The following is a 14,303-nucleotide window of genomic DNA, read 5'->3' as shown; positions in this document are numbered from 1 at the left end:
CCGTGAGGGGACTACATGTGCTTGATGATGGCCTGACCGAACTCGGAGCACTTCACCTCGTTCACGCCAGACTGCCCTTCCTGCTTCATCAGGCGGGCGAAGTCGTAGGTCACCGTCTTGGCGGCGATGGCGCGGTCCATGCCCTGGATCATCAGGTCCGCGGCCTCGTGCCAGCCCAGGTGCCGGAACATCATCTCAGCGGAGAGGATGACGGAGCCGGGGTTCACCTTGTCCTGGTCCGCGTACTTGGGCGCCGTGCCGTGCGTCGCCTCGAAGACGGCGTGGCCGGTGACGTAGTTGATGTTGCCGCCCGGCGCGATGCCGATGCCGCCCACCTGGGCCGCGAGCGCGTCCGACAGGTAGTCGCCGTTGAGGTTCAGCGTGGCGATGACGTCGAACTCGTCGGGACGCGTGAGCACCTGCTGCAGGGTGATGTCCGCGATGGAGTCCTTGATGATGATCTTCCCGGCGGCGACGGCGGCCTTCTGCTCCGCGTTGGCCGCGTCCTCACCCTTGGCGGCCTTCGTCACTTCCCACTGGTCCCAGGTGTAGACCTTGTCACCGAACTCCCGGGCGGCCAGCTCGTAGCCCCACTTGCGGAAGGCGCCCTCGGTGAACTTCATGATGTTGCCCTTGTGGACCAGCGTCACGCTCTTGCGCTTGTGGTCCACCGCGTACTGGATGGCCGCGCGGATGAGCCGGTCGCTGCCCTCATGGGACACCGGCTTCAGGCCGATGCCCACGTCGGAGGGGAAGCGGATCTTCCCGAACTCCTTCGGGAACTCCTGCTTCAGCAGGGCCAGGAACTTGTCCGCCGCCGGGGTGCCGGCCTCGAACTCGATGCCCGTGTAGATGTCCTCCGTGTTCTCACGGAAGATGGTCATGTCCACCTTGTCCGGCGTCTTCACCGGGCTGGGCACGCCCTTGAAGTAGCGTACGGGACGCAGGCAGACGTACAGGTCCAGCATCTGGCGCAGCGCGACGTTCAGCGAGCGGATGCCGCCGCCCACCGGCGTCGTCAACGGGCCCTTGATGCCGACCAGATAGGTGCGGAAGGCTTCGACGGTCTCATCCGGCAGCCAGTTGTTGACCGCCTTGAAGGACTTCTCGCCGGCGAGCACCTCGTACCAGGCGATCTTCTTCTTGCCCTTGTAGGCCTTCTCCACCGCGGCGTCGAAGACGGCCTGGGAGGCGCGCCAGATGTCGCGGCCAGTGCCGTCGCCCTCGATGTAAGGGATGATCGGGTGATCCGGGACGGACAGCTTGCCGTTCTGGAGGGTGATCTTCTCGCCGGACGACGGGGGCGCCATGGACGTACTCCTGGAAGGTGTGGCCGTGTAAGAATTGGCGCGGGATAGTCGAGAACCCGCCCCCCTCCCGTCAAGGAGTTTGGCCACCCCTCCAGGTTGCAGGACTTATCGGACCCAGCGGCGCGGCACGAGAGGACGAACCTCCCGCACGCCCCCGAGCGCTCGATGTCCTCGCCGGCCGGACTACCAGCAGGCCAGGCCCGGCGCGGGCAGATCCACCGTCACGGTGAGCCCCGACTCCGCGCCGCGCACCACATCCAGGGTGCCGCCCACGGACTCCACCAGCTCCCGGGCGCGCGCCAGCCGCCGGTGGGTGGGCCCCACCAACATGGGCGACAGGAAGACGGCCCGGAGCTCCCGCTCGGAGAGGTGCGCATCCGGCGTCACCACCTGGAAGCGAGGCCCCTCGTCTCCAAAGTCATCGGGTGGATCCAATGACACGCGAACCCCGCTTTCCCCGGCAAGGTCGGCGGCGTGGGCCAGCAACAACAACAACACCTGCCGTGTACGTCGGAGCCCCGTGCGGGTCAGCACGGCTTCATCCGGAAGTTCCAGGTTCACCGCGATGCCGTGTATTCTTCGCGCGGCTTCCAGCAATTCCATGGATTCACGCATGAGCGCCGCCACATCCACCTGGTGGAAGTCTGGCCCCTCCACCGACTCCAGACGAGGGGCGCGCGCAGGGTGTCCGACACCGTCCCCTGCTTCACCCGAAGTCCTGCCCACCCAATCCCGTGCCGCGGTCATCGCTCACCTCATCTGGTTGGCGTGCCGGAGGGAGTTTACTGGAGCAATCCGACTCGCTCCATTTCACTACGAGAAAGCACTCAGAGCGTGGTTGACTGGTGACATTACAGTTGCGCGACATCTTGGCGGTGGCGTTGTCGGGTGCTGGGCATACAGTTCGTGAAACTTGGAGAAATGACCTGTCACGGTTGACCCAGTGACCTAGATTCCCGCCTTGACGAAAACAGCAAGGCTGCACAAATTCGATTTGACTGTTCCTGCCGACTCCGTATGATACGGACCCATAGCGAAATGCCGCCCACCGCAGCACCGCTGGAGCAGGGAGGAACTGTTGTGCTTGCAACTTCGCCATCCGCATCAGGCGTTCCTCACTACCGGAGAAGGGGGCTCCTGGACATGGAAGGGGGAAACCCGCTCTCCGACCGGCGGACGGTCGAGTTCGATAGCCGAGACGCATTCATCAATGTGATTCCGCTGCCGCCAGCGGAAGCCGCGCTGGATGACTCGGGCTATTCGCTGCATGGCCGGGGGCCGAACGCCATCACCTGTTCGCTGGGTTCGCTGGAAGGAACCATTGGCGAGGTGACGCGGTTGAGCCCCACGGTGGTCTGGGTGATGCCTCGCGGCCCCGTGAATCACGCCGAGGCGCCCACCCTGCCCGTCTTCCTCAAGGGTCTTGGCGTCACGATTGGGCCGCTGGTGGGCGCGTTCATCCGCACCGACTCCGAGACGGCGAGCGCGCCCGTGGGCCTGCAGCTCGTGGGAGTCACCGTGGAGCAGGGCCGGCAGATTCTCTCGATGCTCGCGGATGCCCTGCGCAATGGCGTGGCGGAGCCCGCCGCTTCCGCGATGCCGATGCAGGACATCATCGAGCAGCCGGAGCGCATCCGCTCCATCCTCACCGCCATCTGCGCCTCCGGTAACAAGGGCGTGCTGCGACGGATGGGCCGCTCGGTGCGCATGGTGCTGGAGCGCTTCAACTCGGCGACGGCCCAGTTGGAGTGGCGCACGGAGGAGGCGGTCGCCGAGTGGGGCGAGGCGCCCTACGACGTGGACGTCATCGGCTACAACAGCGCGTACCGCATGCGGCTGGATGCGGGCGGCATGGACGGAGATCGGCTCTTCACGCCGATGCCCGCGCGCATCTCCCGCATCCGTCATCGCTGGCACCGCCGGGTCCCCGCCCCCACGGGCGCGAGCGTGCGCTTCCACCACCCGCTCTGGCGCGAGCTGGGCGAGCTGACGCGCGACGCGGTGGACCTGTCCTTCTCCGGCCTGTGCATCCGCTGCAAGCCGGAGGACCTGATGTTCCCCGGCCTGCTGCCGCCCCACATCGAGTTGGAGACGGGCGCGGGCCAGACGCTGACGTTGCGCGGAGAGATCCGCTACGTCACCAGCCCCCGCGCGGATGGCCACGTGCTGTGCGGCCTGAGCGTGCAGCCCTACTCCGTGGACGAGGCGCGCTGGGTGCGCTTCGTGTCGCAGACGACGTCCCCCGCGACTCGAACCAGCGAGGACATGGAGGACGGGCTGTGGGATTTGTTCACCCGCTCCGGCTTCTTCAGCCTGGCGGGCAAGTCCACCGAGGAGTTCGAGGAGCTGCGACTGGCCTTCCGCGGCATGGCGAAGCGCGGCGCGGAGATTCCGCAGCTGTTCTGCCAGGCGGTGTGGCCGTCCGAGCGCGGGCCCGAGGCGACGCTGTCCTTCATGAAGCCCTACCGCCACGCGTGGATGGGGCATCAGGTCGCCAAGCGCCCCGGCAAGCCGCCGCCGAGCGTGCAGGAGCCCGGGCAGATCATGCGCGACCTGTACGTGCGCACGTTCGAGCACCCGCAGAGCGACCCGGACTTTCGCTGGGTGGTGGCCTACGTGGAGGCCCTCAACCCGTGGATCGCCAAGGCGCACGTGCGCTACGCCGAGCGGCAGATGGAGACGGGCCAGGGCCTGGCCTTCACCCGCAAGGTCCACATGCTGGACGTGCTCACCCACGAGCAGACGGGCCGCAGCCACGAGGGCATCCAGGTGGGGCTCGCCACGCCGCAAGAGCTGACGCTGCTGGCGGACTCCATCGCTCGCACGCGCCCGGCCTGCTACGTGGAAGCGCTGGACTTCACGCGGGAGCGCATCGACATGCGCCCGGTGCAGGCGCGCTGGAAGGAATTCGGTCTCGAGCGTGAGCGAGAGATCCTGGTCGCGCGGCGGGGCGGCGTGCCCGTGGCGGCGACGGTGCTGGAGCTGGGTCAGCGGGGCACGAACCTGTACTGCCTGCTGGACATGGCCCGCCTGTTCTCACTGACCGAAGAAGGACCGTCCACCTATGTCGCCCTGGTGGACGCCGCGCGCCGTTGGTACGCAGCGCGCCGCCGCACCTCGTTCCACTTCCTGTGTGAGGACGAGGGGGGGGATTACGTGCAGGAGGCCGGCATCCACGGAGGGCCTGATCCATTCATGTGGATCATCTCCTCCAAGCTGATTCCCGACTTCCTCGAGCACATCAGTGAGCTGACCATCGGGCGCCGTGGCGCCCACAACCCTCGCTAACACGCCCTAGAGGTTCAGACATGAGCAACAAGCAACTCGTGGAGCAGAAGTATGTTCCCCACGTGGTCGAGGTGCGCGAGCGCCTCAAGTCCTCCCCCGCGCTCCAGACGTTGCTGGATCCGAACGTGGACCCCGCGCTCGTGGAAGGCTTCCTCATCCAGCTCAACTCGCTGGGCGTGTACATGACGGAGCCGGTGGACGGCTGGATCCGCCGCGCGGGCGAGGCCACCGTGAAGATGGGCCTCAAGGACGTGGGCGAGAAGCTCATCACCCACGCGAAGCACGAGGAAGGCCACCACCTGATGATGATCGAGGACACCAAGAGCCTCGTCGCCCGGTGGAATGCCAAGCGCGGTCCCCAGTTGGATGCGACGGCGCTGCTGAACCAGGTGCCCACGCAGGCCATGGTGGAGTACCGGAAGATCCACGAGGACACCATCGTCGGTCCCATGCCCGCCGCCCAGGTCGCGATCGAATATGAAATCGAGAACCTGTCGGTCGTCTTCGCGCCCGGGCTGATGGAGCAGGCCAAGCGCGTGTGTGGCGAGGACATCATGGAGGCGATGTCCTTCGTCAAGGAGCACGCGGAGATCGACGTGGGCCACACCGCCCTCAACGAGGTGATGCTGGGCAAGCTGCTGACCCAGGTGCCCGAGAAGGCCGAGGTCATCGGCAAGACGGGCGCCCTGGCGCTCGACATCTACCTGCGCTTCATGGGCGACTGCGTCGAGCGCGCCCAGGGCCTGCTCAAGCCCGCCGCCGCGGCCTGACGTCCCGTCGGGCGGAAAGTCCAGCCATGCCCGACTCCGGGGCGCCTGTGGCCATGTTCTGGCCCGGGCGCCCCGTCGACTTTTTCCACGCCCTCCCCTACCCGGCCCGACGAACCTCCGAGGCGCCACCCCGCGGACGGGGACGGATGAGACCTCGCAGCGCGCGACGAAGCCCGTCGAGGCGAGGCCCCGTGGCCGTGCCGAACACGTACCGGTCCGGACGCAGCACCACCACGTCCTTGTCGTGCCGTGAGAACCACGCGCCGAGCCGGCCTTCCGTGTCCACGAACGCGTCCGGAGGAGGCTCGCCGATGCGCTCCGCGGAGAGCACGGACCACGCCCGCGCGCCCAGCTCCGCCGCCAGCGCGCGCGCCTCGCGCTGCGTGTCCTGCGAGGCACCGGGCCGCGTCAGCACGACGAAGCCGTCGCCGAGCACGTGGTCCATCAACACCCGCTGCCCCTCCGTGGCTTCCACGCGCGGCTGCGGGAAGTAGGTGCCTTCCGGAGCGGCCTTCGCCCGCTGCGTGCCGAGGATGAAGCCCTTCTCCAGCGCGAATGCGGGCTTCACCTTGAACTGGCGGATGAACTCTCCGGTGACGGGCAGCCGGTAGAGCACCTGGATGAGCACGTTGCGCGCGCGCGCCAGCACCTGGCCTCCCGTCATCATCATCCGGCCCATCGCATCCGAGCTCTTGATGACCTCCGAGACGTGGCCACGCCGCTCGCGCTCGTACGTGTCCAGCAGCGAGTCATCCGCCGAGCCGTCCAGCACCCGCGCCAGCTTCCACGTCACGTTCGCCGCGTCGCGAAAGCCCGCGCACAGGCCCTGGCCCAGGAAGGGCGGCATCAGGTGCGCCGCGTCTCCGAGCAGGAAGGCGCGTCCCACCCGCCAGCGGTCCACGATCCGGCTGTGGTACGAGTGGACGTTGACCGAGCGAATCGTCACCGTCGCCGGGTCGACGTAGTGCGAGATGAGCGAGCGCACATGCTCGGGCTGGCGCACGGCCTCCAGGTCCGCGCCCGGGTCCACGATGATGTCGAAGCGCATCTCGTCCCGCGCCGTGCGCGCGATGAACCCCCGCCGGTTCGGGCCACACAGGTAGCTGGTGTAGTCGGGCTCTGGAGACGCCGTGCTCACGGTGATGGCCAGTGAGTGCTCCAGCGCGGTGGTGCCCTCCAGCTTCAGGTCCAGCTTGCGGCGGATGGTGCTGTGGGAGCCATCACAGGCCAGCAGGTAGCGCGCCCTCACCGTCACGGACTTCTCGGTGCCGCACTCACGCACGCGCACGGTGATTCCCTCACCGTCCTGCACGAAGGACTCGACCTCGCGGCCCTGCCACAGCTCCACGTGCTCGAAGCGCGCCATGCCCCGGCGCAGCACCGCCTCCATGCGAGGCTGCTGGAAGAAGGCGCCGACGTAGTGGCCGAACGGCTGGTCCAGGTTCGCGAAGTCCACCTCCGCGAGCGAGCGCAGCCGGTCATCGAGGTAGCGCAGTGTGTGGCACGGATGGAAGCCCGGCCCCAGCTCGCCCTCCAGCCCCGCGGACTGGAAGATTCGCTGCGCCTCGTCATCCACGCTGATGGCGCGGGACTGACCATGCGCGGACAGCTCCTTCTCCACCACCAGGGTCCTCACGCCTTGGAGCCCTAGCAGATTGGCTGCCATCGCTCCGACCGGTCCACATCCCACGATGATGACATCAACAGTTTCAGGAGCCACGTCCGCCCTCCGGGTGTCGTGCTTGTTGAGCTGCCTTTGATTCATCCCCCAGGCCAGGCCTTGGATTTATCAAGTGCCTCTTGGTTCAAAGAACGCCTGGGGGAGGATTCCTTGCCTGCTTGAGATTCACCTCTCGGGCAGAATTTCCAATCACTCCCGGATGTTTTCCGTTTCAAGCGAGGGGTGCTCCCTACCCGGCGGATTCCCGTCGTGGGCTCAAGTGGGTGCTCATTCCTCGTGAGCTTCAAGATTTGCGTCCGCATGAAATCGCAGTGTCGAGTAGCGACGGAGACCCTGTCGGGAAAGCAGCACAGACGTCGTGGGCAACGCGCGGCGTCGTGCTTTCGGGGATCGACGGATGCTTTGGTGGCGCTTCCCCCTCACGCGAAGTTCGCGAAGGAGCAGTCCGATGGAATGGCTCGAATTCTCCCGCTGGTCCCCCGAGGTGGAGCGACAGCTCGCGCAGCAGGCCGCGCGGCTGGGCGCGGCGGCGGCCCGTGGAGCCTCCCTGACCCGGCGGGTGCGCGTCAGCGCCACCGTGGCGGCGGCGTACCGGCTGAGCGCGATGCTGCGTGAGTATCCTCGCACCAATCCCTGGGGCCACCCGGTCTCGGAGTCCTGATTCGGGCCTGACGCTCGCCGGAAGTCTCCCGGCTTCCGGCGTCACGTCCCCACCAGGAGCCCCGGCCCCCTCGTCGAGGGTGAGCAAGTGAACGGTCCCTTCAAGGGGCCTCACGAAAGCTCCCATCCGAGGGAAGGGCTCTGGCGAAAGCGGTTTGTCTCACGATTGATTGACACATCAATCCACTCCCACCTCAGACTACCGGGTTCTCACCAGGACGCCCAGTGTCACGCGCCGAACTTCGGCGAAGGGGTGTGAAGGGCGCCGCGTTCAGTCCTCGGCGGCCTTGCGCAACGAGGAGCGCTCCAGCTTCCCCATGGCATTGCGTGGCAGGGCATCCACCCAGATGAACCGAGCGGGCAACTTGAAGCCCGCGAGCGATTGGCGGCCCCAGGCCTCCATCGCCTCCACCTCGGGACGCGACTGCCCCACGCGCAGCGCGAGGAAGGCCACGGGCACTTCGCCCCAGCGTGGGTCTGCCACGCCGACGACCGCGGCCTCCTGCACCGAGGGATGATTGGCGAGCACCGCCTCCACCTCGGCCGGGTAGATGTTCTCACCGCCCCGAACGATGAGGTCCGTGCGGCGCGACAGCACCGTGAGCCTGCCCCGTGCGTTAAGCACACCGAGGTCTTTCGTGCGCAGCCAGCCCTCTCGCAAGACTTCACTCGTGGCCTCGGGCCTGCGCCAATAGCCCGCCATCACCGTGGGCCCGCGCACCTCGATGTCGCCTTCCTGCCCGGGGCCTCGCACCTCGCCGCGCTCACCGACGATGCGAACCTCCATCCCCGGGAGCGGTGGACCCGCCGTCCGACCATCCGCTTCGGAGGGCCGCTCGGTCGTCACCTGCGAGCACGCCTCGGTGAGCCCGTACGTCTGGAGTGCGAGCAAGCCCACGGCGCGCGCCCGCTCCAGCAAGGGCACGGGCACCGGCCCTCCGCCAATCAGCGCCACCTTGAAAGTCTCAGGCACCCGTCGCCCAGCACGGACATCCAGCACCCGCTCCAGCGTGGTGGCGACGAGACTGACGTGAGACACCTTCTCCTCGTCGATGGCACGACTCGTGGTTTCCGCGTCGAAGCGCTCGTGCAGCACGAGACAGCCTCCCTCGTACGCCGTGCGCGTCAGCATCGCGAGGCCACCGACATGGAACAGCGGCAACGTCCCGAGCCAACGGGGCGCCGGGTGTTCTCCCAGGTTCGCCGCGGACCCGCGCGACGACGCCCGGAAGTTCCCCTCCGTCAGCACCGCGCCCTTGGGCCTTCCCGTCGTCCCACTGGTGAAGAGGACGACCCGAGGCTCGTGTTCTTCCAGCTCCACGCACGTGTCAGAAGAGGCCTCGGCCGCGAAGGTCTCCAACACCTCCGCGCCGACAAGCCGCTCACGCAGTGTCCCCAGTGCGAGCGTCAAACCCGGCTCGACATCCTGGGACAGGGGCTCCAACTCCACGCGGGTGAGGCGCGCATTAAGCGGCGCCAGCACGGCTCCGACGCGGCCCACGGCCCAGAAGAGGAACACACAGGCCGCGTGATTCGTCGCCAGCACACAGACGCGATGGCCCTTGCCAACTCCGCGAGCCTCCAGCGCGGCCACCCACCGACGCACCTCCGCATCCAGTGCGCCGTAGTTCCAGGAGCGCCCCGCGAAGGTGAGTGCCTCCCCGTCCGGTTGACGCGAGGCCCCTTCGCGAATGGGGCACCCGAACTTCGTCACACCACCACCCCGGCATCCAGGCCCAGTCCAGGCGACTCCGGAAGACGGATGCGCCCGTGCACGGGCTGGTACTCATGCACGGCGGGCTCATGCGCGAAGAGACGCCCCACCGCGAGCCCCGAGGCCAGCGACCCCGAAGGCAGCGCGGCCGCCAGGTGCGCGGCGCCCGCTCGGGCCACCACGCCATCCAGCGAGCTCGTCACATACGCCTGCATTCCCAACCGCGCGGCCCGCATCGCCACCACGAGTCCGGGGAGCAGTCCGCCCAGCACCATCGGCTTGAGCACCACCGCGCCCACCGCCGGTCCACCGCCCAACAGCGGGTCTACCGACAGCAGGGCACGCAGCGTTTCCGGTGAGCCGAGCGACTCATCCGCCGCCACCATGCACGGCGCCCTTCGCTGCACACGCCACAGAGCCGACAGGTCTTCCGGCGGCGTTGGCTGCTCCACCAACTCCAGGCCGTACCAGCCCAGCTTGTCGAGCGCGCGCTTCGCGTCCGGCTCGGACCAACCGCCATTCGCGTCCAACCGCAGCTTCACGTCCGGCCCCACGGCCTCGCGCACCGCCTTCACGCGCTGCTCGTCCGCCTCCAGCGAACGCGTCGCCACCTTCAGCTTCAGCGTCCCGTAACCTTCGGCCACCGCACGCCGAGCCTCCTCCGCCAATGCCTCCGGCGCCTCCTCGCTCAGCAGCGCGTTCACCAGCACTTCGGGACGCGACTCCTCGGCCAGCAGCCAGCACAGCGGCACGCCCTGGCGCTTCGCGAGCAGGTCCAACAGGGCCAGCTCCAGCGCATGCTCAGCGGCGGGCACGGGGCCCGGTGGCGCGGGATGACGGGCCCGGACACGAACGCCCTCGCCACGCGCCACCGTCGGCGGGAAGGGAGACAACGTGTCCTCGACCGCGCGCACCGAGTCGCCCAGGAGCTGGCCCTTCAGCGACGACAGCCACGCCCCCAGCACCTCGCCGCACACGGACAAGGACTCCGTGCCGAACTCCGGCAGCGGCATCGCCTCTCCGAGTCCCACATTCCCGTCCTCATCCTCGAGCCTCACGAGGAAGCCCTCGCGCGCGGAGTAGGAGCCTCGGGCCGTCTTCAAGGGCTGGAGCAGTTCCAACCGCAGCGGGGTCAGCGTCGCCTGAACAATACGCATGGACTCACATCATCGCAGGTACAGGCCCAGGCCGAACAGCACGCCGAAGAAGAGTTGGAAGCGCGCGGTCCCCCCCAACGCCGGGTTCAGCGCGGCCCCCTGCTCTCGCAGCACCCGCTTCAGTGGCGGCACCGCCAGGGGCAGGCTCAGGAACGACAGAAAGACCCAGGGTCCGGCAAGTCCCAGCACGAACATCGCGATGGGCGTGGCGAACGCGGCCAGGAGCAGCAGCACGTACTCGGCCTTCCCCGCCGTCGTCCCCCAGCGCACCGCCAGCGTCCGCTTGCCCGCCTTCACGTCCGTGGTGACGTCCCGCAGGTTGTTGACGACGATGAGCATGGTGCCGCTCGCGCCCACCGGAATCGCCGCCCACCACGCCGCCGGATGCACCGTGCCGGCCTGAACGTAGAAGGTCCCCGTCACCGCGACGAGCCCGAAGAAGATGAAGACAAAGAGGTCGCCCAGGCCGTTGTAGCCCAGGGGAAACGGCCCACCCGTGTAGGCGTAGCCACAGAGGAGCGACGCGAGCCCGATGGCGACGATGGGCAAGCCGCCCACCGCGACCAGGTACGCCCCCACGGCCGTCGCCAGGGCGAAGCAGACCGCCGCGCCCACGAGCACCGTGCTCGGCGCGATGAGCCCGCTCTGCGTGACTCGCACCGGGCCGAGTCGCTCGTGCGTGTCCGCGCCCTTCTTGAAGTCGTAGTAGTCGTTGATGAAGTTGGTGCCGATCTGGATGAGCACCGCGCCCAGGAGCGCCGCGAGGGCCGGGACGATGCGCCCCACTCCCAGGCCGAACGCGAGCGTCGTTCCCACCAGCACCGGCACCAGCGCCGCCGTCAGTGTCTTGGGACGAACCGCCAGCAACCACGTCTTCACCGTGGGTCGAGGCTTCGCCATCGCCACGGGGGCTCCAGGGACGGACGTACTCACGGATTCACCCTCCCTGAACTCGCCACCGGAGCAACGGCCTCGAACTGGGGCGCCTCGAACCAGGGCGTCTGGAGGAAGCCCAGCACCTCCCGGACGTAGTCCTCCGGTGCCTCCAGGTGCGGCGCGTGGCCGCAATCCGAGAAGGCATGTCGCCACACCACCGGAAGCTCCGTCGCCATCTTGCGCGCCGTCTGCGTGAACTTCTCGTCCCGCGCTCCCGTGAGCAGCAACGTGGGCAGTCGCTGGTGATGAAGCTCCGACCAGTAATCCGGTTGTACTCCAAGCCCCAGGCACTCGAGTGCGCCGGCGAGCCCCTCCACGGTGCAGCCTCGACGGTGCGCGCGCAGCGTGTCACGGCGCTCCTCGGGCATGGTGCGAAGGCTGTCGAACAGGGGCAGCGCTTCCCAGCGTTCCACGAAGGCGTCCACACCCCGGGCGCGGATGAACGCCGCGAGCTGCGCGTCCGCCTCACGTCGCGCGGAACGCTCCTGACGGCGGTGCAACCCCGGCGAGCCGCTCTCCATGATGAGCCGACCGAACCGGTCCGGCGCACGCACGGACGCGGCCAGGGCCACCCGCGCACCCTGCGAATATCCGAGCAAATCCACCGTGCCCGCGCCGAGCGAGTCCACCAGGGCCACCAGCGCGTCCACCGTCTCCAGGAAGCCGTCGCGGCCCTGTCGCTCGGGCAGCGGTGTGGCGCCATGTCCTGGCAGGTCCACCGCGATGGCTCGCACGGAGCGCCCCATCAATGGCCGCAACCCGTTGAACGAAGCCCGGTTGCCGGTGAAGCCGTGCAGCAGCACGAGGGGCCGGGAGCCTTCTCCCCACGTCTCGTAGGCCAGTGTCACGCCCATGGTCCGTCTCCCAGTGCGGCGGCCATCCTCGCGAAGAGCTGCCGATGGTCATCCACGTTGGCGGCCCGGTCCACGCGCACCTCCACGAGATGCAGGCCGCCTTCGAGCCCTTCACGCACCGCTGACCGCAACGCCGAGGGCGTCGTCGGCCGGTGCAGTCGCGCTCCGCCCAGCGCCGCCGCGTGCGACAGGTCCACGCCGTGCGGCGTGCCGAACAGCGTCTCGAACTCGTCCGGCTTCGCCGCCTGGGCGATGGGCAGGAACGAGAAGATGCCGCCGCCGTCGTTGTTCACGGCGACCACCGTCAGTGGCACCCGGGCGCGCGCGGCCGTGACGAAGGCCCCCACGTCGTGCAGCAGCGCCAGGTCACCCGTGAGCAGCACGGCGGGACGCGAGGCCGCGGCGGCCATGCCCAGCGCGCTGGAGATGATGCCGTCGATGCCATTCGCCCCACGGTTGGCCAGCACCCGCAGCGGCACGGGACCCGCCGGAGCGAAGGCATCCACGTCGCGAATGGGCATGCTGCTGGAGACGAACAGCGGAGCCTCCGCGGGAAGCGCGGCCACCACCTCGCGGGCGATGCGCGGCTCGCTGAGCTGGTCGGGCCGCTCGGCGAAGGCGGCCTCGAGCGCGCCTCGCGCCAGTCGCTCCGCCGCGAGGAAGCCCTGCGCCCACCGTCCCGGGCCCCGAGTCTGTCCCTTCGCCAGCGCCGCGCAGGCCGCCACCGCCGAGCCTTCCACCACCGTCGACGCGCGATGCGTCGGGTCGAACAACGCGCCCCCATCACTGAAGAGGACGACGTCCGAGCCCGACGCCTCCACCCATTGCTGCGGCGATTTGGGCGTCAGCCCGCCACCGAAGCGCAACACCAACTCCGGGCGGTGCGTCCGAGCAAAGGGCGCGTGGCGCAACAGCGCGTCGTAATACGAGAGCGTGAGCGGCCCACCGCCATAACGCGCCTGGGACGTCGCCTCGGCGAGCACGGGGTAGCCCGTGGCCTGGGACAGCGCGGAGATGGCGTCGGCGAACCCGTCCGCCTCGTCGCGAGGACCACAGACAATGACACCCCGCTCCGTCGCGGCGATGCGCTGACGCAGCGACTCCAGCACCGCCGCATCCGGCATCGGAGTAGGAGGCACGATTCGCGTGAGCGGCGCACCCACGCGGCCCGCCTTCGACAGCGCGGACAGGCGCTCCTCACCGAAGGCCTCCGTCACGGGCGCGAGCGGCTCGCGGAAGGGGACGTTGAGCTGCACGGCGCCCCGCGGCGCGCGCAGCGCGGTGGACACAGCCCGGGCGGCGGTCGCGCGCAGGTGGATCAGCGCCACATCACTGGCCTCGGGGACGCCCACGTCCGTGAAGCTGCGCGCATGCTCGCCATAAAAGCGGGCCTGGGGAACCGTCTGCGCCGCGCCCCACCCCTGCAGCTCCAGCGGGCGGTCCGCCGTGAGTACAATCAGGGGCACCTGGGACAGCGAGGCCTCGATGACCGCGGGATAGAAATGCGCGCCCGCAGTGCCGCTCGTGGCCACGAGAATCACTGGCGCACGTGACTGCTTCGCGAGCCCCAGCCCGAAGAAACCGGCGCTGCGCTCGTCGATGACGGACCAGGTGCGCAGGCCCTCCGCGCGAGCACACGCAATCGCCAGCGGCGAGGAGCGCGAGCCCGGGCACACCACCGCGTGCCGCGCGCCACCGCGAACCAACTCCTCCACGAGCGCGCGAGCCCACAGCAGGTTGAGATTACTGTCGCCCGACATCCCCGCCTCCCAACGCACGCAACACGGCCAGACTCTTCATCTCCGTCTCCCGCCACTCCGCCTCCGCGATGGAGCCGGCCACGATTCCGCAACCCACGAACAGCCGGGCCCGCGAGCCCCGCACCCGCGCCGAGCGCAACCCCACCATCAGGTGCGCACGCCCCGGCCCCACC

Annotated in this window: 12 protein-coding genes; 3 read left to right on the top strand and 9 right to left on the bottom strand. The window is 68.7% G+C overall.

The window, feature by feature from the left end:
* Positions 1 to 11: 11 nt before the first annotated feature.
* A complete protein-coding gene (gene icd / locus HR086_RS21940) occupies positions 12 to 1,310 on the bottom strand; it encodes an NADP-dependent isocitrate dehydrogenase (protein ID WP_174466574.1) in 1,299 nt (432 codons plus the stop codon).
* 183 nt (positions 1,311 to 1,493) lie between these two features.
* On the bottom strand, positions 1,494 to 1,925 hold the full coding sequence (locus HR086_RS21935) for a sensor histidine kinase (RefSeq protein WP_254626419.1): 432 nt from the start codon (positions 1,923 to 1,925) through the stop codon (positions 1,494 to 1,496).
* Positions 1,926 to 2,453: 528 nt separating this feature from the next.
* Between HR086_RS21935 and HR086_RS21930 the strand changes: the two genes are divergently transcribed.
* The gene (locus HR086_RS21930) at positions 2,454 to 4,598 is read left to right on the top strand and encodes a hypothetical protein (protein ID WP_174462103.1); all 2,145 of its coding nucleotides are present in this window, start codon (positions 2,454 to 2,456) and stop codon (positions 4,596 to 4,598) included.
* A 20-nt stretch (positions 4,599 to 4,618) separates the two neighbouring features.
* Positions 4,619 to 5,368, top strand: coding sequence for a hypothetical protein (locus tag HR086_RS21925; RefSeq protein ID WP_141645892.1), 750 nt, complete (start codon positions 4,619 to 4,621; stop codon positions 5,366 to 5,368).
* Positions 5,369 to 5,465: 97 nt separating this feature from the next.
* Here the strand turns inward: HR086_RS21925 and HR086_RS21920 are convergent, their stop codons facing one another.
* Positions 5,466 to 7,133, bottom strand: coding sequence for a bifunctional 3-(3-hydroxy-phenyl)propionate/3-hydroxycinnamic acid hydroxylase (locus tag HR086_RS21920; protein ID WP_217441900.1), 1,668 nt, complete (start codon positions 7,131 to 7,133; stop codon positions 5,466 to 5,468).
* A gap of 364 nt (positions 7,134 to 7,497) precedes the next feature.
* Here HR086_RS21920 and HR086_RS21915 point away from each other — a divergent pair, with 364 nt between their 5' ends.
* On the top strand, positions 7,498 to 7,710 hold the full coding sequence (locus HR086_RS21915) for a hypothetical protein (protein WP_141645890.1): 213 nt from the start codon (positions 7,498 to 7,500) through the stop codon (positions 7,708 to 7,710).
* A 270-nt stretch (positions 7,711 to 7,980) separates the two neighbouring features.
* Here the strand turns inward: HR086_RS21915 and menE are convergent, their stop codons facing one another.
* The 6 genes from menE to HR086_RS21885 all read right to left on the bottom strand — a co-directional run.
* On the bottom strand, positions 7,981 to 9,423 hold the full coding sequence (gene menE, locus HR086_RS21910; RefSeq protein WP_174466571.1) for an o-succinylbenzoate--CoA ligase: 1,443 nt from the start codon (positions 9,421 to 9,423) through the stop codon (positions 7,981 to 7,983).
* On the bottom strand, positions 9,420 to 10,580 hold the full coding sequence (locus HR086_RS21905; RefSeq protein ID WP_174466570.1) for a mandelate racemase/muconate lactonizing enzyme family protein: 1,161 nt from the start codon (positions 10,578 to 10,580) through the stop codon (positions 9,420 to 9,422). Before HR086_RS21905 ends, menE begins: the two co-directional genes overlap by 4 nt.
* A gap of 9 nt (positions 10,581 to 10,589) precedes the next feature.
* Positions 10,590 to 11,513 carry a 1,4-dihydroxy-2-naphthoate polyprenyltransferase gene (locus HR086_RS21900; protein ID WP_373564337.1) on the bottom strand — a complete coding sequence of 308 codons (924 nt, stop codon included), beginning with the start codon at positions 11,511 to 11,513 and terminating at the stop codon, positions 10,590 to 10,592.
* A complete protein-coding gene (gene menH, locus HR086_RS21895; RefSeq protein ID WP_174455337.1) occupies positions 11,510 to 12,370 on the bottom strand; it encodes a 2-succinyl-6-hydroxy-2,4-cyclohexadiene-1-carboxylate synthase in 861 nt (286 codons plus the stop codon). The genes HR086_RS21900 and menH overlap by 4 nt, the downstream gene beginning before the upstream one ends.
* The gene (gene menD / locus HR086_RS21890) at positions 12,361 to 14,130 is read right to left on the bottom strand and encodes a 2-succinyl-5-enolpyruvyl-6-hydroxy-3-cyclohexene-1-carboxylic-acid synthase (RefSeq protein WP_174466568.1); all 1,770 of its coding nucleotides are present in this window, start codon (positions 14,128 to 14,130) and stop codon (positions 12,361 to 12,363) included. Before menD ends, menH begins: the two co-directional genes overlap by 10 nt.
* On the bottom strand, positions 14,114 to 14,303 hold a 190-nt coding region (locus tag HR086_RS21885), incomplete at its 5' end, for a chorismate-binding protein (protein WP_174466567.1). The genes menD and HR086_RS21885, both read right to left, overlap by 17 nt.

It is taken from the genome of Myxococcus sp. CA039A (assembly GCF_013336645.1).
Classification (GTDB): domain Bacteria; phylum Myxococcota; class Myxococcia; order Myxococcales; family Myxococcaceae; genus Myxococcus; species Myxococcus llanfairpwllgwyngyllgogerychwyrndrobwllllantysiliogogogochensis.
This window is presented reverse-complemented; position numbering and strand designations above follow the sequence as displayed.

Bases quoted from the DNA above. Each gene is read 5' to 3' on its own strand.
- HR086_RS21930 (WP_174462103.1), top strand. From the start codon at position 2,454: ATGGAAGGGGGAAACCCGCTCTCCGACCGGCGGACGGTCGAGTTCGAT.
- HR086_RS21915 (WP_141645890.1), top strand. From the start codon at position 7,498: ATGGAATGGCTCGAATTCTCCCGCTGGTCCCCCGAGGTGGAGCGACAG.
- HR086_RS21920 (WP_217441900.1), bottom strand. From the start codon at position 7,133: ATGAATCAAAGGCAGCTCAACAAGCACGACACCCGGAGGGCGGACGTG.
- menH (WP_174455337.1), bottom strand. From the start codon at position 12,370: ATGGGCGTGACACTGGCCTACGAGACGTGGGGAGAAGGCTCCCGGCCC.
- HR086_RS21905 (WP_174466570.1), bottom strand. From the start codon at position 10,580: ATGCGTATTGTTCAGGCGACGCTGACCCCGCTGCGGTTGGAACTGCTC.
- icd (WP_174466574.1), bottom strand. From the start codon at position 1,310: ATGGCGCCCCCGTCGTCCGGCGAGAAGATCACCCTCCAGAACGGCAAG.
- HR086_RS21935 (WP_254626419.1), bottom strand. From the start codon at position 1,925: ATGCGTGAATCCATGGAATTGCTGGAAGCCGCGCGAAGAATACACGGC.
- HR086_RS21925 (WP_141645892.1), top strand. From the start codon at position 4,619: ATGAGCAACAAGCAACTCGTGGAGCAGAAGTATGTTCCCCACGTGGTC.
- menD (WP_174466568.1), bottom strand. From the start codon at position 14,130: ATGTCGGGCGACAGTAATCTCAACCTGCTGTGGGCTCGCGCGCTCGTG.